At 70.7% G+C, this 16,453-nt stretch carries 20 protein-coding genes; 12 read left to right on the forward strand and 8 right to left on the reverse strand.

Going from position 1 to position 16,453, the window contains the following annotated elements:
* Position 1: 1 nt before the first annotated feature.
* Positions 2-661 (reverse strand): TetR/AcrR family transcriptional regulator, encoded by a 660-nt coding sequence (locus tag AXK60_RS21070; protein WP_244881149.1) that lies wholly within the window; start codon positions 659-661, stop codon positions 2-4.
* An 88-nt stretch (positions 662-749) separates the two neighbouring features.
* Here AXK60_RS21070 and AXK60_RS21075 point away from each other — a divergent pair, with 88 nt between their 5' ends.
* Entirely contained in the window at positions 750-2,105 is a 1,356-nt protein-coding gene (locus tag AXK60_RS21075) for an MFS transporter (RefSeq protein ID WP_231855526.1), read from the forward strand.
* Positions 2,106-2,114: 9 nt separating this feature from the next.
* On the forward strand, positions 2,115-3,227 hold the full coding sequence (locus AXK60_RS21080; protein WP_068574184.1) for a YbfB/YjiJ family MFS transporter: 1,113 nt from the start codon (positions 2,115-2,117) through the stop codon (positions 3,225-3,227).
* Here AXK60_RS21080 and AXK60_RS21085 read toward each other — a convergent pair.
* The 5 genes from AXK60_RS21085 to AXK60_RS21105 all read right to left on the reverse strand — a co-directional run bounded on the left by AXK60_RS21085 (position 3,214) and on the right by AXK60_RS21105 (position 6,819).
* Positions 3,214-3,618 (reverse strand): hypothetical protein, encoded by a 405-nt coding sequence (locus AXK60_RS21085; protein WP_139058067.1) that lies wholly within the window; start codon positions 3,616-3,618, stop codon positions 3,214-3,216. The genes AXK60_RS21080 and AXK60_RS21085 overlap by 14 nt on opposite strands.
* A 95-nt stretch (positions 3,619-3,713) precedes the next feature.
* Positions 3,714-4,697, reverse strand: coding sequence for an aldo/keto reductase (locus AXK60_RS21090; RefSeq protein ID WP_082778167.1), 984 nt, complete (start codon positions 4,695-4,697; stop codon positions 3,714-3,716).
* 1 nt (position 4,698) lies between these two features.
* Complete coding sequence (locus tag AXK60_RS21095) at positions 4,699-5,202, reverse strand: MerR family transcriptional regulator (protein ID WP_068574189.1); 504 nt, start codon at positions 5,200-5,202, stop codon at positions 4,699-4,701.
* 117 nt (positions 5,203-5,319) lie between these two features.
* A complete protein-coding gene (locus AXK60_RS21100; RefSeq protein ID WP_068574191.1) occupies positions 5,320-5,910 on the reverse strand; it encodes a DinB family protein in 591 nt (196 codons plus the stop codon).
* A gap of 111 nt (positions 5,911-6,021) precedes the next feature.
* Positions 6,022-6,819, reverse strand: a complete 798-nt coding sequence (locus AXK60_RS21105; protein ID WP_068575277.1) for an ABC transporter ATP-binding protein — start codon at positions 6,817-6,819, stop codon at positions 6,022-6,024.
* A gap of 39 nt (positions 6,820-6,858) precedes the next feature.
* On the opposite strand from AXK60_RS21105, the gene AXK60_RS21110 reads away from it, so the two are divergent.
* The gene (locus AXK60_RS21110) at positions 6,859-7,617 is read left to right on the forward strand and encodes a methyltransferase domain-containing protein (RefSeq protein WP_068574193.1); all 759 of its coding nucleotides are present in this window, start codon (positions 6,859-6,861) and stop codon (positions 7,615-7,617) included.
* 4 nt (positions 7,618-7,621) lie between these two features.
* On the opposite strand, the gene AXK60_RS21115 is transcribed toward AXK60_RS21110, so the two are convergent.
* Entirely contained in the window at positions 7,622-8,527 is a 906-nt protein-coding gene (locus AXK60_RS21115) for a LysR family transcriptional regulator (protein WP_068574195.1), read from the reverse strand.
* Between the two features lie 29 nt (positions 8,528-8,556).
* Between AXK60_RS21115 and AXK60_RS21120 the strand changes: the two genes are divergently transcribed.
* Genes AXK60_RS21120 through AXK60_RS21135 form a run of 4 tightly spaced genes read left to right on the forward strand, consistent with a single transcriptional unit; the run spans position 8,557 to position 11,719 of the window.
* Positions 8,557-9,825, forward strand: coding sequence for an MFS transporter (locus AXK60_RS21120; protein ID WP_082778168.1), 1,269 nt, complete (start codon positions 8,557-8,559; stop codon positions 9,823-9,825).
* A gap of 14 nt (positions 9,826-9,839) precedes the next feature.
* Entirely contained in the window at positions 9,840-10,616 is a 777-nt protein-coding gene (locus AXK60_RS21125) for an LLM class F420-dependent oxidoreductase (RefSeq protein WP_068574199.1), read from the forward strand.
* Between the two features lie 33 nt (positions 10,617-10,649).
* Positions 10,650-11,195 (forward strand): hypothetical protein, encoded by a 546-nt coding sequence (locus AXK60_RS27180; RefSeq protein ID WP_175400082.1) that lies wholly within the window; start codon positions 10,650-10,652, stop codon positions 11,193-11,195.
* Positions 11,192-11,719 (forward strand): RES family NAD+ phosphorylase, encoded by a 528-nt coding sequence (locus AXK60_RS21135; RefSeq protein WP_068574203.1) that lies wholly within the window; start codon positions 11,192-11,194, stop codon positions 11,717-11,719. The genes AXK60_RS27180 and AXK60_RS21135 overlap by 4 nt, the downstream gene beginning before the upstream one ends.
* Before the next feature lie 14 nt (positions 11,720-11,733).
* Here the strand turns inward: AXK60_RS21135 and AXK60_RS21140 are convergent, their stop codons facing one another.
* Entirely contained in the window at positions 11,734-12,615 is an 882-nt protein-coding gene (locus tag AXK60_RS21140; protein ID WP_068574205.1) for a class I SAM-dependent methyltransferase, read from the reverse strand.
* Between the two features lie 140 nt (positions 12,616-12,755).
* On the opposite strand from AXK60_RS21140, the gene AXK60_RS21145 reads away from it, so the two are divergent.
* The 5 genes from AXK60_RS21145 (at position 12,756) to AXK60_RS21165 (ending at position 16,381) form a co-directional block, all read left to right on the forward strand.
* Positions 12,756-13,325: a TetR/AcrR family transcriptional regulator gene (locus tag AXK60_RS21145; protein ID WP_068575278.1), complete on the forward strand. Its 570-nt coding sequence runs from the start codon at positions 12,756-12,758 to the stop codon at positions 13,323-13,325.
* Positions 13,322-14,068 (forward strand): phosphoglyceromutase, encoded by a 747-nt coding sequence (locus tag AXK60_RS21150; protein WP_068574207.1) that lies wholly within the window; start codon positions 13,322-13,324, stop codon positions 14,066-14,068. The genes AXK60_RS21145 and AXK60_RS21150 overlap by 4 nt, the downstream gene beginning before the upstream one ends.
* A gap of 70 nt (positions 14,069-14,138) precedes the next feature.
* Positions 14,139-14,435: a GNAT family N-acetyltransferase gene (locus AXK60_RS21155; protein WP_068574209.1), complete on the forward strand. Its 297-nt coding sequence runs from the start codon at positions 14,139-14,141 to the stop codon at positions 14,433-14,435.
* 63 nt (positions 14,436-14,498) lie between these two features.
* Entirely contained in the window at positions 14,499-15,695 is a 1,197-nt protein-coding gene (locus AXK60_RS21160; RefSeq protein WP_082778170.1) for a sensor histidine kinase, read from the forward strand.
* Complete coding sequence (locus tag AXK60_RS21165; RefSeq protein ID WP_068574213.1) at positions 15,692-16,381, forward strand: response regulator transcription factor; 690 nt, start codon at positions 15,692-15,694, stop codon at positions 16,379-16,381. The genes AXK60_RS21160 and AXK60_RS21165 overlap by 4 nt, the downstream gene beginning before the upstream one ends.
* Positions 16,382-16,453 lie beyond the last annotated feature (72 nt).

Below are 16,453 nucleotides of genomic sequence, written 5' to 3' on the forward strand. Positions count from 1 at the left end.
CCTACGATTCCGCGGGCCCGAAGAGGCCCGTCATCATCGCCGCCAGGCCGGCGGCGAAATCGTCGACGGTCGACGGTGTCCCGTCCAGTTCGGCGCACGCGCGCAGGTTCGGCACGGCTCCGGGGGGCAGGGTGGCCACGAGGTCGTCCATGCGCTCGGTGGTCAGCGGTGTTCCCTCGGCGCGTTGGCGCAGGTGCGAGAGCACGCTGCCGAGCGTCAGGCTCCACAGCGCCCGGTACGCCGCGAGGGCGGTCCGGTGGTCGCCCGTCAGGTCGTGGGCGGCGCCGAGCACCGCGTCGACGAGCAGGAGCGCGCCGCGGCCGGCGCGCTGCGGCCGGATCAGTGCCTCGGGGACCCATGGATGCGCGGTGAGCGTGCGGTAGAGCTCGGTCATGGCCGTCGTGATGCGATCGCGCGGGTCGTCGGGGAAGTCGATCGCTCCGAGGGGCTCGGCGACCGCGTCGAGCGAGAGGACGAGGAGGTTCTCCTTGTCGTCCACGTGCCGGTAGAGCGCCATGGTGGTCACACCCAGGTCGGCCGCGAGGGACTTCATGGTCAGCCCGTCCGCGCCGACGTCGTCGAGCAGCACGAGTGCCCGCTCGACGATCTGGTCGCGCGTGATGCTGGGGGGTCGGCCGCGGCGTGGAGTGATCTGACGCATGCAGCCCATTCTGACGGAGCGGTCTTGTGGTCGATCCTGTATGAGGCTACCCTTGCTAATTATGTTACTCGATACACAAAAAGTCTCCGTGCGGGCGGCGCTGCTCCTCGCCGGGTTGTCGCAGTTCCTCGTCGCCTTCGATGCCTCTGTCACCAATGTCGCGTTGCGGGCCATCCGCGATGACGTGCACTTCAGCCCCCAGGGGCTCTCGTGGGTCGTCAACGCCTACGCCGTCGTCTTCGGCGGCCTGCTCCTCCTGGCCGGACGGCTGTCCGACCGGTTCGGCCCGCGAACGCTGCTGCGCTTCGGCTTCGCGCTGTTCACCATCGCCTCCCTGGGCACGTATCTGTGCCACGAGCCGTGGCAGGTGATCGCGGTGCGCGTGTTCCAGGGCGTGGGCGCCGCCGCGATCGCGCCCGCCGCGATCACGTCGGTGGCGCTGACCTTCCGCGAACCGGCGCAGCGCGCCAGGGGATTCGCCGCGATCGCGATCGGTGCCGCCGTCGGCGGTGCGGTCGGTGTGGTCCTCTCCGGCGTGCTCACCGACGCCTTCGGATGGCGCACCGTCATCGCCTGCGGTGCAGGGGTCGCCGCGGTCGGTTTCGTGTTCACCTACGCCGCGCCGGGGCCGGTGGAGGGGGCCGACCGTCGAACGGACTGGGCCGGAGGAGTGCTCGCGACCGCGGGCCTGACGGTGCTGGCGTACGGGATCGTCGCGGCTACCGACAACGGATGGGCAAGCGTTCGCACGGTGGGCTGGTTCGCCGTCGCGCTGGTCCTCCTCAGCGCCTTCGTCGCGGTCGAGCGTCGAACGACGGTGCCGCTGGTCGACTTCCGCGTCCTCGGGCGACGCGAGGTCCTGGTCCCGTGTCTGGTGCTCGCGTTCGTCGTCGCCGGACAGTTCGGAGCCTTCTACTTCGTCTCGCTGTATCTCCAGATGGGACTGGGCTATTCGGCGACCAGGACCGGACTGATGTTCCTGCCCTTCTGTTTCGGCATCGTGGTGGCAGTGCAGGTCGCGACCCGGCTCATGCCGAAGATCGGCGCCCGTCGCGTCGTGCTGATCGGCGCGGCGCTCGCGACGGTCGGCTTCCTGCTGTTCGCACCGCTCCCCGCCGACGGCGGTTTCGTCCGCGCGGTGCTCGTCCCGTCGCTGGTGACCTCGGTGGGAATCGGCATGGTCTTCCTTCCCCTGCCGAACGTCGCGACCGCGGCCGTCGCCCCGTCGGCCGCGGGCATGGTGTCCGGCGCGCTCAACACCTTCCGGCAGGTCGGTGGTGCGCTCGGCCTCGCGATCCTCGTGACGGTCGCGGCCGCGCTGAACGACGGTGCCTCCGTCCTCCCGGGGTACCGCGGTGCCCTGCTGGTCAGCGCGGGCCTCGTCGCTGCCGCCCTCGTCCTCGCGCTGCTCCTCCCCGGCGAGCAGAAGAACGCCGCTCGTTAGAATGGCGTAGTGAATACACGGCAACTCGGTTTCGGGGCACTCGCCGGACTCGCGGCGGCGATGGGGCTGGGACGATTCGTCTACACGCCGATCCTCCCGCTCATGCAGGAGCAGACCGGCATGTCGCCCAGCTCCACGGCGGTGGTCGCCACGTTCAACTACCTCGGCTACTTCCTCGGGGCGCTGGCGCTGGCCATCTGGCCGCGGTCGGCCCGGAGTCCGATGCTGCTGCGCGTCTCGCTGGTCGCCCTCGTCGCGAGCGAGGTCGCGATGGTGCTCGCCGTGAACGTGCCGCTCTGGTCCGCCGTACGGCTCATCGCCGGGCTCGCCAGCGCGGTCGTCTTCGTCTACTGCGCGGGTGCCGTCGCCGGGACCGCCGCCGCGTTCTGCGGTGTGGGCGTGGGGATCGCGGTATCCGGGTTGCTCGTCGTCGGGCTGGGCGAGGTGGTCGGCTGGCAGGCGCTGTGGTGGGTGTCCGCAGTGGCCACGGCCCTGTTCGGACTGTTCGCGTGGCGGCTTCCGCCTGGAGGGCGGGGCACCGTCGGGCGGCCCGACGGTGCCTCCCCGCCCCGGCCCGGCCTCGCCGGCTGGGCGCTCGGGATCAGCTACTTCCTCGAGGGCCTCGGGTACATCGTGCTGGGCACCTTCCTCGTGGCCGCGGTCGCGGTCGGTGGAGAGCGGTGGGAGGGCCCGGCCGCGTGGGTGATCGTCGGCCTCGCGGCCGCGGTGTCGCCGCTGATCTGGGCGCGGCTGCGGCGCTACCGTTCGGCGGAGACGCTGCTGGTGATCGCGCTCCTGCTGCAGGTGGTCTCCGCTGTGCTGCCCGCCCTGGTCCGCGGGCCCGCCGCGGCCGCGGTCTCGGCGGTGCTGTTCGGCGGCACGTTCATCGGCGCCGTGATGCTGTCGATGGAGGCGGGAGCCCGGATCGGCATCCCACGCTCCGCCGCCGTCCTCACCGCCGGGTACGGGATCGGCCAGATCGTGGGGCCGCTGGTGGTCGCGCCGATGCTCGGCGACGGCTACGACGCGGCCTTCCTCACCGCGGGTGGCGTGCTCGTGGCCGCGGCGGTCCTGGCCGCGGTTGCACGGTGGGCGAGTCCCGAGCCCGTCAGGACGGCGTGAACCCGAGAGTGGCGGGGCGGCTCTTCGCCTGTGGTGCGTTGTAGTAGACGTTCACCGTCTGACCGGGAACCACTCGGATGGGCAGATGCAGAGGTTCCGGGTTGAGGCCGGTCTCGCACCAGACGTTGAGCATGTGATCGCCGGCCTCCACGGTGATGATGTTCGTCCCCCATGTGGGGAGCATCGGGTGCCTGCTGATGACACCGCCGACGGCGTAGCTCACGCTCGTCCATGTCGGATCGGGGACGAGGTCGAGTGGATCCCGGGTCCAGAGCAGGTTCGTGATCCACTCGAAGAGGCTCAGCTTGACCCAGAACCCGCGGCGCCCGCGCCGGCAGTGGAGCTGGATCTGTCCTGTCGCGCGCTGCGTCGGCATTGCATGTGGATGCATGAGTCCATGATCGGAGCGACTCCTTGGGATCCCCTTGCCCGGCGGCTGCGGTCGCCATACGACGGCTCGGAGGATCGGTCAACCGGGTCAACCAGTCAGCGTCGGAAGAGCGTGCGCTGCGGGTAGCGCTCGCCCACCGCGGAGAGCGCGGTGAGCTCCGCGACCTGGGGGTCGGTCAGCGCCACCGCGGCGGCGCCGAGGTTGTCCCCGAGGTGCTTGCGGCGGGTCGTGCCGGGGATCGGCACGATGTCGTCGCCCTGCGCCAGCACCCAGGCGAGCGCGACCTGCGCGGCGGTCACCGGCGCCCCGTCGGACCCGAGCTCCGCGGCGATGGCGTCGATCCGGTCGACGAGCCGGAGATTCGCCTCGAGGTTCTCACCCTGCCAGCGCGGGATGGAGTGTCGGAAGTCGTTCCCGCTCAGCGCCTTCGCGACCGCGGCGCGGTCGGCGGTGAGGAGTCCGCGGCCGAGTGGGCTGAAGGGCACCAGTCCGGCGCCCACCTCGCGGGCGGCTTGCAGCGGACCGTCCTCCACGTCCCGGGTGAAGATCGAGTACTCGGACTGGAGCGCGGCGATCGGGTGCACCGCGGCGGCCTTGCGGATGTCCTCGGCGGAGGCCTCCGACAGGCCCAGCGCGCGGACCTTCCCGGCCGCGACCTGCTCGGCCATCGCGCCCACGGTCTCCTCCACCGGTACCTGCGGGTCGACGCGGTGCAGGTAGTAGAGGTCGATGACGTCGATGCCGAGGCGGCGCAGCGAATCGTCCACGCATCCCGCGACGCGCTCCGGGCGGCCGTCGAGGCCGATCGGCCTGGCGTTCTCGTCATTGACGAAGCCGAACTTGGTGGCGAGCACGACCTCGTCGCGGCGCTCCGCGAGGAACGGGGCGAGGAACTCCTCGTTGGCGCCGTTGCCGTACATGTCGGCCGTGTCGAAGAGCGCGACCCCGGCGTCGGCGGCCGCGTGCAGGGTGGCGAGGGACTCGGCCGGGTCGGCCGAGCCGTAGGCGTGACTCATGCCCATGCAGCCGAGGCCGAGGGCCGAGACCTGCAGGGTGCCGAGGGTGCGAGTGGGGAGCATGTCAATCCTCCTGGGAGTCTTGGGGTTCGAAGGCATCGGCGGCCTCGGCGACGCAGGTTCCGAGGCCGCCGCCGTACGTGGCGATCTTGTAGTCGATGACCGCGAGCGAGTACTGCAGCTCCTCGATCTGCGCGACGGTGCGAGCGCGGTGCGCCGTGAGCAGGGCCAGGCGGGCGGGCACGGTCGCGTCGCCGCCGTCGACGAGGTGCACGTATTCGGTGATGTCCGCGATCGGCATCCCGGACAGGCGCAGTCGCGTCAGGAAGATCACCCGCGCGATGGCCTCCGGGCCGTACCGGCGGTGCCCGGCGCCGTCCCTGTCGACGGTGACCAGCCCGATCCGCTCGTAGTACCGCAGCGTGTGTGCCGAGACGCCCACCAGTTCCGCCAGTTCGGCGACGGTGAGCGGCCCCTCCTGCGCCGGCCCGGCGAGGATCGCCGCGGTGTTGGGCAGCGGCCCGCGCGAACCGACGATGGCGGCGAGTTCCTCCGTGTATGCGACCACGTGAGCAACGCTAAGCCTTCGAGTGCGCTCTAAGTCAACAGGAATACATCGCGGGCGCCGGAGATCGCTCGTGCCGGGTGGTGCGGCGCCGTCTCGCCGGGCGTGATCGGGCGCGACCTACTGCGCTGACGACGGGCTCCACGGTCGGACGAAGCCCAGGTCGCCCATGTCCTCCGCGGCGGCGACGAGTTCGTACGCCGTGGCCCCGTCGACCTGCTCGCGGAGGATGTCCGCGTGGCCGGTATGTCGGGCGACCTCCTCGATCACGTGCAGGAGGATCCACCGGACGGTCCAACCGTGCAGGTCGTCGGGGAAGTACGGCGCGTCGGGAACGGGTGCCACGGTGTCGAGGTCAGCCGCCTCCGCCACCGCGAGAATGCGTGCGGAGGCCTCGTCGAGCGCGGCGAGCAGCGACTCGAGTGTGTCCTCGGTGTCGAGGTCGAAGCCCTTGTCGGTCATGTCGCCGTCGAATTCGGGATCGACCGCCGGACGGTCGGGCGCGCACTCGGCGCGAAGCGCCCACGCGTCGACCACGAAGGCGACATGGCTGATCAGCCCACCCAGCGTGAGTGTGCTCCGGGCGGGCGACGCTCGGATCTGCGCCTCCGTCAGTCCGAAGGTGGTGTGGCGGAGCGCATCGAGCTGCTGGCGGAGGAAGCCGCGCAGGCCCGCGCGTTCGGTATCGGCGGGAGGTGCGAGGAAGGGCATGTCGGGCTCCTTGCGTCGGGGACTGCTCAGTCAACACCGTCCCACCGACAGAAATGTGCGGTCATCCGTCTCAACGATCATGAGTACGAACGACCACACATTCTCGGGCGATCAGCGGGACTGCGCCGTCCACCGCCCGTATTGCCGGGAGATGTTGATCGGGTGGTCGAAGGCGTGGCTGATGGCCTCGGTGGTCAGCACCTCGTTGACCACGCCGGCGGCGGTGATGCGTCCGTCCCGGATGAGCACGGCGTGGGTGGTGGTCACGGGGATCTCTTCGAGGTGATGCGTCACCAGTATCGAGGCGAGCTCGGGGTGGGCGCGCCGCGCACCGTCGACGGCGGTCAGGAGGATCTCGCGCGCGGCGAGGTCGAGGCCCGTCGCCGGCTCGTCGAGCAACAGGAGTGCCGGCGAGCCCATGAGTGCGCGCGCGATCAGCGCCCGGCCGCGCTCGCCCTGGGACAGCGTCGGCCACACGGACTCCGCGTGCCGGGTCATGCCGAGGGAGTCGACGAGCTCATCGGCGCGTCCCCGCTGCGCGTCGGTCGGGACCCAGCGGGGAGGGAACTCCGGCGTGTTCGTCAGGCCGGTGAGCACGACATCTCGCACCGACAGCGGAACATCCAGTCGGTGGCGGGGATTCACGTGTCCGATGTGCGTTCGCAGCTCGCGCATGTCGACCCGCCCGAGCCGCTTGCCGAGCACGTCGACGGTGCCGCGCGTGGGGTGGGTGACCGCGCCGCACAGCCCGAGCAGCGTCGACTTGCCGGCGCCGTTCGCGCCGAGCAGGACCCAGTGCTCGCCCCGGCGTACCGTGAGGGACACATCGTCGAGGAGGGCTCGGCCGTTGCGGACCAGATCGACGTGGGCGATGCTCAGCACGTGCGGGTCGTCGGTTGTTGCGGTCACGGTCCACCTCTCCACTCAATCAATTGATTGGATGATTGTATGACTTTGCATCGGTGGGATCCATCCCAGTACCTCCGCTACGGCGACGAACGCACCCGCCCCTTCCTCGACCTGCTCGCCCGGGTCCCCGGGGACGCGCGCACCGTCGTCGATCTGGGCTGCGGCCCTGGCAACGACGTCCCGCCCCTCCGCGCGCGCTGGCCGGAGGCCGCGATACACGGTGTCGACTCGAGCGAGGAGATGATCGCGCGGGCCCGCGCCGATGTCACCGACCCGAACGCCATGTTCGCGTCCGGCGACGCCGCGACCTGGCGTCCGTCGGGCGAGCAGCCCGACGTGATCGTCTCGAACGCCATGTACCAGTGGATCGACCGTCACATCGATCTCCTGCCCATCGCCGCGGACGGTGCTGCGCGCGCCTTCGCCTTCCAGGTCCCGGGCAACCAGGACGCACCCTCGCACGTGCTCCTCGCGGCCGTGGCCGCGGAGTTCGGAGTGACCGACTTCCGCCGGGTCGATGTCCGTGACCCTGCCGAATACCTTGCTGCGCTGCAGCGCCCGGGCTGGGACGTGGACGTCTGGGAGACCACCTACCTCCACGTACTCCAGGGGCCCGACGCCGTCTTCGAGTGGATCTCCGGCACCGGAGCGCGGCCCGTACTGGCCGGACTCGACGGTGCCGAGCGCGACGCCTTCGTCTCGCGCTACAAGGCGGAACTCAACATCGCCTACCCGCCACGGGATTTCGGGACGGTGCTCCCGTTCCGCCGGATCTTCGCCGTCGCCGTCCGACGGTGACCGTTCACGCCGCCTGATCGAGGGCGTAGTCCCGGAAGGCTCGGACGGCGCGGGGGAGCGCGACATCGGGACGCCAGATGAGCCCCACCTCGCGGGTCGGTGCGGGGCCGGACATGGGAACCAGGACGAGCCCCGGCGGCCACAGCGGATCCTGGTCGACCGGGAGCAGCGCCACCCCCAGCCCGGCTGCGACGAGACCCGCGACGGTGAACGATTCCGACGACTCGAACGCGATCCGCGGCCGGAAGCCCGCTGCCGCACACCGCTCCTCGAGTATCCGACGCAGGCCGAACTCGGGATGCATCGTGATGAAGTCCGCGTCGGCCGCTTCCGACAGATGCACGGAGGCGCGTCCGGCGAGGGGATGCTCGGCGGGTACGGCGAGCGCGAGCCGCTGGACCGCGAGCAGACCGAATGCCACCGCGCCCGTGGCGGGGCGCGGCGAGACGATGGCGAGGTCCGCCTCGTCGGCGAGGACCCGCTCGGTGACGGTGCCGGCGGCGAATTGGGACAGCTCGAACCCCACGCGCGGCTCCCGCGCGCGGAACCCGGAGACGAGCCGCGGCACCATCGCGACGCCGAAGGAATGCAGGAAGGACAGCCGGATCGTGCCCTGTGACGGACTGCGGAGGTCCGCGATCTGTGCCCGCGCGGCTTCCAGTTCGGCGTGCGCGCGGCGGGCGTGGTCGAGGTAGATCTCGCCGCTGGCGTTGAGCAGGAGCCGTCCGTGCCGCCGGTCGAAGAGTGGTGCCCCGAGGTCCGACTCCAGCCGGGCGAGCGTGCGTGACAGGGTCGGCTGAGTGATCCGCAAGGCCGCCGCGGCATCGGTCATGTGCTCGGTCTCGGCCAGTGTGATGAACCGGACGAGGTCGTCCGAGGTGCTTGGACCCGGCCTACCAACTGCGGTCATACGCTGTTTCTATCAAGTTTTGTTGATTCATGCATTTCACACATCGGTGTTTTCGGAGCATCGTCGTGAGTGTGACCGCCACCGTCGAACCCTCGAGGACCGCGCCACTGCGCGCCGGGACGCCCGCGTACCGTCGGACCACCCTCGCGCTGTTCGTGGCAGGACTGACCACCTTCGGATCCATGTACTCGACGCAGGCCGTGCTCCCCGAGCTGACTCGGGTCTTCGGAGCCGCGCCGGCGGTCTCCGCGCTCGCGGTGTCCGTCACCACCGGCCTGCTCGCGCTGGCGATCATCCCCGTCAGCGCGCTGTCCGAACGCTTCGGCCGGACCCGCGTGATGACGGCGTCCGCCGTCGCCGCGGTCGGACTGGGCCTGGTGATCCCGCTGGCCCCCACGCTGCCCGTGCTGCTGATCCTCCGCGCGCTGCAGGGGATCGCGCTCGCGGGCGTGCCCGCGGTCGCGATGGCCTACCTCGCCGAGGAGGTCGACGGGCGCGACCTCGGCGGCGCGATGGGGCGCTACGTCGCGGGGACCACGATCGGCGGGCTGCTCGGCCGGGTGGTGACCGCGGCCGGGCTGGACCTGATGCCGTGGCGCGGTGCCATGGAGGTGTTCGCCGTGGCCGCCGCGGCGCTCACCGTGGTGATGATCCGGGCCCTGCCCGCATCGAAGTTTCATGTGCCGAAACCGGTCTCGGTGTCGACCACCGTGCGCGCGATGGCGGCGCATCTGCGTCGTCCGGCACTCGCCGTACTGTTCGTGCTCGCCTTCCTGCTCATGGGCGGCTTCGTCAGTGTCTACAACTTCCTCGGATTCCGGTTGCTGGCTGCACCTTTCCGGTTCGCGCCGGGGATCGTCGGGCTGGTCTTCCTGATCTACCTCGCGGGGACCTTCTCGTCCGGCGCGGCGGGCCGGCTCGCGGACAGGATCGGCCGACGGCGCGTCCTCCTCGCCGCGATCGCGACCATGGGCTCCGGACTGCTGCTCACCCTCCCCGATGCGACGCCCGCCGTCCTCGCCGGGATGGTCGTCTTCACCGCCGGCTTCTTCGCGGCGCACAGCGTCGCGAGCGGGTGGGTGGGCGTCCTCGCGACGGAGCACCGCGCCGAGGCCTCGTCGGGCTACCTGTTCTGCTACTACGCCGGTTCGTCCGTGGTGGGCGCCGCAGCGGGCATCGCCTTCGCCGCCGCCGGCTGGACCGGTATTGCGGCGGCCGTCGGGGTCGCCGTGCTCGCGGCGTTCGCGCTGGCGGCGACGGTGCTTCCCGGTTCGGCGGGCGCGTCCGCGGAGCGCTGAGTAGCGTCGACGCCATGCGCATCGGAGTTCAACTTCAGCCCCAGCACTTCACCGACTACCAGCAGCTCCGCGACGCCGTCGCCAAGCTCGAGGACCTCGGCGTCGACATCGTCTACAACTGGGACCACTTCTTCCCGCTGTCGGGCGATCCGGACGGCACCCATCTCGAGTGCTGGACCATGCTCGCCGCGTGGGCGGAGCAGACCTCGCGTATCGAGATCGGCGCGCTGGTGACCTGCAACAGCTACCGCAACCCGGACCTGCTCGCCGACATGGCGCGCACCGTCGACCACATCTCCAAGGGCCGGCTGATCCTCGGCATCGGCTCGGGCTGGTTCCAGCGCGACTACGACGAGTACGGCTACGACTTCGGCACCGCGGGCAGCCGCCTCGACGATCTCGGGACCGCGCTGCCGCGCATCACGGAGCGGTGGGCCAAGCTCAATCCCGCTCCCACGCGCGACATCCCGATCCTCATCGGCGGTGGCGGCGAGAAGAAGACCCTGCCGCTGGTCGCGCAGTACGCCTCGGTGTGGCACTACTTCCTTGACCTCGAGACCTACCGGCACAAGTCGGCGGTGCTCGCGCAGGCGTGCGAGAAGATCGGCCGCGACCCGCGGTCCATCGCGCACAACGTCGCCATCCCGCGCGGCGTCGGCGTCGACGAGGCGATCGCCTTCGCCGACCAGCTCGTGGCCGAGGGTGCGACGGAGTTTACCGCCGAGCTCTCCGCGCCGGCCTTCGACTACACCGTGATCGAGGCCCTGCTGCGCTGGCGGGATTCGCAGTAGCGGCCGGACCGTGAACGGCGTAGATTCGGAGATGTGAATACCTCCGAAATTCGTCCACCGATCGATCTCGCCTTCGCTGATGCGCCGCGGCGGGTCGTGAGTTTCGCGGGGCTGTTGCATCGCGCCACCGGTGACGTCGAGTCGTACGATGGTGCGGTCACCGTCCTGCAGGGCCTCGGCGTGGGCCGCCTCGCGGTGCAGTCCGCACAGCGGATGCTGGACGCGATCGTGGAGAGCCCGATCCCCGAGGCGGAGTGGGAACCGATGGCGGCCATCCTCGGCGACGAGCTCGCGCTGCTCGTCGGGGTGTCGCCGTCGTCGATGGCGCGCTACCGCAACGGTTCACGGGCCACGCCCGATGTCGTCGCGGAGCGCCTGCACGTGCTGACGCAGATCGTCGCCGACCTCGCGGGCTCGTACAACGACTACGGGATCCGTCGATGGTTCCGGCGCACCCGCACGGCGCTCGGCGGTCGCGCACCGTCGGACATCCTGGCCGGAGAGTGGAACGCGGACGGCCCGGACGTCCGCGCCGTGCGGGACCTCGCCGAGGCCCTCATCGCCGGGATGGGCGTATGAGGCTGTTCCGCAACGCCGATCGGCGCTACCCGTTCCTCGGGGAGAGCGGCGAACAACCGCCGGGCCGGTGGCACGGCACCGGTGAGGGTCCTGTGCAGTACCTCGCGGACACGCCCGACGGCGCCTGGGCCGAATTCCTCCGCCACGAGGAGATCACCGAGGTCGAGGATCTCGCCGGTGTCAGTCGTGCGCTGTGGTGCATCGACATCGATCTCGGCGAGCCGGTGCGGGTCGACCTCCCCGAGTCGGTCCTCGTCGGTGGCGTCGAGAGTTACGCGCAGTGTCGGGCGGCCGCCGGAGAACTGCGAGCGGCGGGGAGCACGGTGATCACTGCCCCGTCCGCGGCGCTGATGCCGGGATCGGCCGGTGGGCAGCAGGTCTCGAGGGGCGCCGTGGTTCCCGGCCCGGAGCGCGACGGTGCCGTCGTCGTGGCGTTCGGCGCCTACCCGGATGCCGAGGGATGGTCCGTCGTCGAGGACGGCCGCCCGCCCGCGCGGCTACTCGATCACGTCCGCGCCCTGTAGGTCACGACCCCGCTCTACGGGGCGCCGCCCGGATTGCGCGGGTCGGGCTGCGGTGCAGCAGCCAGACGGTGCGCCTCGGCCCCGTCGAATCGGCCCATCGCCACCGCGGCCGGGAACAGCGGTTCGACGGTGTCGGCGACCCAGCCGCGCCGCTCGAAGTGGGCCACGCCGTCGGCAGGCAGGAACCGCCACGGCGCGCGCCGGAGGATCCCCTGATTCCGCTGTGCCATCAGTTTTCCCACGCCCGCGGCGCTGAGGTCGAGGCACCACCGATCGATGCGCGCGGCGAGCAGCGTGTCCGCGAGGGCGTCGGCCTCGTCGGGGGAGAGGTACATGATCAGCCCCTCCGAGAGGACGGCGGTCCGGCGCTGTGAATCCACGGATCTGCGGCCGTACGAGGCCTGATCCGGCCTCGTGTGCTCGCTGCGTCGCGGATTCACAGAGGCGAGCAACGCCGAGAGGGCGTCGACGTCCGTCAGGTCGAGTGGCACTCGCCGCAGGCGGCACCGCGGCGACTCGTCCGCGAGGATCGAGGCCTTGTGGTCGAGGATCGCGGGTAGGTCGACCTCGATCCACTCGAGATCCGCGGGCAGGTCGAGCCGGTACGGCCGGGCGTCGAGACCTGCGCCCAGGTTGACGACGGTGCCGCAGCCCTCGGCGATCGCGGTGGTCACCGCGCGGTCGATGAGCACGGTCCGGGCGGTGAGGTACCAGCCGTCTCCGCCGACGGAGGCCGGTGCGGCCGATGCGGACGCGGCGATCGCCGCACCCGATGCTCCGGCGAGGCGGGCCGCGAACGGGTCGCGGAACAGCGCGTCCGTCCGGGCCGATTCGACCGCCCGGTGGTGCGCGACCCAGCGCGCAGTGTCGTCGACGGTCCGTACGTCATCATCCATGGCGTGCTCCTGATCCTCTATGAACGTAGAGTCTCTATAGTTGTAGAGGATCGGGGCGTGTGCCGCAATTGGTCGTGGTTTCGGCGACCGCGACCTGGGGGTTCGCCGCCGAAACCGCCGGGAATCGAAAGGAGTACGTCGTGGATGAGCGACGCGCGGCGATCTGCGAGGCGGTGCTCGACCTCGCGGCCGCCGGCGGTAACCGGGCGATCTCGCACGGCGCCGTCGACCGGCGGCTCGAGCTGCCGAAGGGGTCGGCGTCGTACTACTACCGCACCCGCGCCGCGCTCCTCACGGCCGCGATCGAGCACCTCCGGGAGCGGTCGCGCGCCGAGTTCGAGAAGGTGGTGCCGCGCACCGTCGAACCCGATGACGCGACGGACGTGATGACGCACCAACTGCACCTCCTGCTCACGGTTCGCCGGCGCGACGCGCTCGCGCGGTACGCCCTTGCGCCCGACGCCGCGGCCGAGGGGCTCGCGGAACCCCTGGCGACCTGTCTGTTCTCCGTCCCGCTCGCGACGGAACTGTTCCGCGGACGCGGCGCGACGGACCCCGTATCCGCTGCGCGGGACCTGATCAGCCTGCTCGAGGGACTGCTGTTCGATCGGCTGTACGGCGCCCGATCGCTCGCGGCGCCGAGATCGGACGAGGAGAGCCTCGCGGACCTGCGTGGACCGATCCGCCGGGCGATAGACTGCGCCCCATGACTTACGGCACCCTGATCCTGCTCCGTCACGGCGAGAGCGAGTGGAACGCGTCCAACCAGTTCACCGGCTGGGTCGACGTGGCCCTCACGGAGAAGGGGCGCGGCGAGGCCGCCCGCGGCGGCGAGCTGCTCAAGGAGAACGGCCTGCTGCCCGACGTCGTCTACACCTCGCTGCTGCGCCGCGCGATCACGACCGCGAACCTCGCACTGGACGCCGCGGACCGGCACTGGATCCCCGTGGTCCGCGACTGGCGCCTCAACGAGCGTCATTACGGCGCACTGCAGGGGCTGAACAAGGCCGAGACCAAGGACAAGTACGGCAACGAGCAGTTCATGCTCTGGCGCCGCAGCTACGACACCCCGCCCCCCGCGATCGACCCGGCGAACGAATACAGCCAGACCGAGGACCCCCGGTACGCGCTCCTGCCGCAGGTGCCGCTCACCGAGTGCCTGCTCGACGTGGTCAAGCGCTTCATCCCGTACTACCAGGCCGTCATCGAGCCGCGCGTCGCCCAGGGCGAGACGGTGCTCGTCGCCGCGCACGGCAACTCGCTGCGCGCGCTGGTCAAGCACCTCGACGGCATCTCCGACGCCGACATCGCCGCGTTGAACATCCCCACCGGCATCCCGCTGACCTACTCGTTCAACGAGGACGGCTCGGTCGCCAATCCGGGCGGCACCTACCTCGATCCCGAGGCCGCGGCCGCGGGCGCGGCCGCGGTCGCCAACCAGGGTGGCAAGTAGCCGGATTTTCGGTACCGCCCCTTAAGTTCTCCTCAGGCGGGTCTACGGACGACGGGATAACGTGGCTCACATGGCTGACGTGACTGTGACTCACTCCCCGGAGCGGGAGCGCTACGTACTCACCGTGGACGGCGAGCAGGCGGGCTACCTCGACTACGTGGACGAGGTCGACGTCCGGCTGCTCACCCACACCGTGGTGCACGAGACGCACGCCGGGAACGGCTACGCGGCTGTCCTCACCAAGGCGGCGCTCGACGACGTCCGGGACTCGGGGAAGAGGGCGCGCGCCGTGTGCTCGTACGTGGCGAAGTACGCCGAGAAGCACCCCGAGTACGCCGATGTTGTCGAGGTGGCCGCCGACCGGTAACCGGTTGTTCACCAGTCGTTCCCGATGTGAAAGATCGGTCGAGAACCTGGGTACACTGACCGCGTGACTGTGGTCCTGTGCGTGGTGTCCGCCCTGGCGGGCGCACTCATCGGATGGCTCGCGCGCCGGGTCCGGCAGCGCGTCGCAGCCCCCGCGGAGACGGGCCCCACCCGGATGACGGTGGCCGAGTTGCACCGCGCCGTGATCCGGGACTCGCCCACCGCGCTGGTGGTCGTGGACGGGTTCCGCGACGTGATCCTGTGCAACGCCCGCGCCGAGGAGTTCTCCCTCGTCCGGGAGCAGCTCCTCGACGACCGCGTGTGGGCGGCCGCGTCCCAGGTCCTCGAGACCGGGGCGCCGCGCACCGTCGAACTGACGATCTCGCGCCGATCCGATCGCGCGAGCATCGCCCTGCGCTGCCGCGTGGATCTGATCCACGGCGGGCAGCCCGACGAGCAGTACGCGGTGCTCTACGCCGACGACGACACCGAGAACCAGCGCATGGAGGCCACCCGCCGCGACTTCGTGGCGAACGTCTCGCACGAGCTCAAGACGCCGGTCGGTGCGATCGGCCTGCTGGCGGAGGCGCTGCTGGAGTCCGTCGACGATCCGGAGGCGGTGCAGCACTTCGGCTCCCGCGTCCTCGTCGAGTCGACCCGCATGGGCAACATGGTCAACGAACTGATCGCGCTCTCGCGGCTGCAGGGCGCCGAGAAGCTGCCCGACCTCGGCGGCGTCGAGGTCGACGACGTGGTCGGCGAGGCCGTCGCCCGCGCCCAGGTGACCGCGGAGGCCAGCAACATCTCGCTCATCGTCGACGAACCCTCCGGCCTGGAGATCCGCGGCGACGACACGCTGCTGCTCACCGCGCTGTCGAACCTCATCTCCAACGCGATCGCCTACTCGCCGCAGAACACCCAGGTCTCGATCAGCCGGCGCCTGCGCCCCGCCGCCGGTCCCGGCGGTGCCGCCGCGGTGGAGATCGCCGTCACCGACAGGGGCATCGGCATCGCCCCCGAAGACCAGGAGCGCGTCTTCGAGCGCTTCTTCCGCGTCGACAAGGCGCGGTCCCGGATGACGGGCGGGACCGGGCTCGGTCTCGCCATCGTCAAACACGTCGCCGCGAACCACGGCGGCACCATTAGGCTCTGGAGCAAACCGGGCATGGGCTCGACCTTCACGCTGGTACTGCCGGCGCTGGGCGACCCGGACCCGGAACCTGCGGAGCGCGATGACCACAGTGAGGATGTACTGCGGTGACACACGTACTGATCGTCGAGGACGAGGAGTCGCTGGCCGACCCGCTCGCGTTCCTGCTCCGCAAGGAGGGGTTCGAGACCACCGTCGTGGGCGACGGGGCCGAGGCCCTGCGGCACTTCGACGCCACCGGCGCGGACATCGTGCTGCTCGACCTCATGCTGCCCGGCATGAGCGGCACCGACGTGTGCAAGCAGTTGCGCGCCCGCTCGTCCGTGCCCGTCATCATGGTGACCGCACGGGACAGCGAGATCGACAAGGTCGTGGGGCTCGAGCTGGGCGCCGACGACTACGTCACCAAGCCCTACTCCGCCCGCGAGCTCATCGCCCGCATCCGCGCCGTGCTGCGCCGCGGCGCCGACACCGCGGCCGCCGACGGCCTGGACGACGGCGTCCTCGAGGGCGGCCCCGTCCGGATGGATGTCGAGCGGCACGTGGTCACCGTCGGGGGAGAGGCGGTGACCCTGCCGCTCAAGGAGTTCGACCTGCTCGAGTACCTGCTGCGCAACAGCGGCCGCGTGCTCACCCGCGGGCAGCTCATCGACCGGGTCTGGGGCGCCGACTACGTGGGCGACACCAAGACCCTCGACGTGCACGTCAAGCGCCTGCGCAGCAAGATCGAGGCGGATCCGGCCAACCCCAAGCACCTGGTCACCGTCCGCGGGCTGGGCTACAAGCTCGAGCCCTGAGCTTCACAGCCCGGCGTTTCGGCGTCGGGCCTGAAGTATATTGGTCTGACCACTTGACCACCGGACCGTGTT

The sequence above is a fragment of the Tsukamurella pseudospumae genome (genome assembly GCF_001575195.1).
Taxonomy (GTDB): Bacteria; Actinomycetota; Actinomycetes; order Mycobacteriales; family Mycobacteriaceae; genus Tsukamurella; species Tsukamurella pseudospumae.